Source organism: Corallococcus sp. CA053C, assembly GCF_003611675.1.
Lineage (GTDB): Bacteria > Myxococcota > Myxococcia > Myxococcales > Myxococcaceae > Corallococcus.
The window spans coordinates 1-460 of sequence record NZ_RAWA01000872.1; the positions used below are offsets into that span (position 1 = coordinate 1).

The window sequence follows — 460 nt, forward strand, 5'->3', positions numbered from 1 at the left end:
ATTGGGACGAGCAGGTCAACGATCCGAACATCAATGCGAACGAAGCCGCCCGCCTACTCCTCTGGGGCGGAGACATTAAGCTGCACTGTCACTGCCCGTCATTCACGTTCTGGGGATTCAACTACATCCTCGACCAAATGGACGCGTCGATCTACCACGAAGACCGCTACCCACACATCCGGAATCCTCAGCTTCGCGGCATCGCGTGCAAGCACCTGATTCGGACTCTGAAGGTGCTGCCGTTCCACCTCGCCGACATGGCGTCGATGATCAAGGCGCAGCGCCAGCGCGGACCGGGAGAAGCCTGATGATCCTCAACGAACTGTTTCAGCCCAACATGACAATGCCCTGGACAATGCGCAGTGGCATGCGGTGGACCGGCGAATTCAAGGTCGAGAACGTCCCGTTCCTGCTCATCATCGACAACGAAGCGGAGCCCGACGAGGAAGGCGCGCGAGAG

1 protein-coding gene is annotated in these 460 nt (G+C 59.1%); it reads left to right on the forward strand.

The features are described from left to right. Nucleotides 1-308, forward strand: a 308-nt coding sequence (locus tag D7V97_RS45205) for a hypothetical protein (protein ID WP_199729266.1), incomplete at its 5' end; no start/stop codon positions are given. Between the last annotated feature and the right edge of the window lie 152 nt (nt 309-460).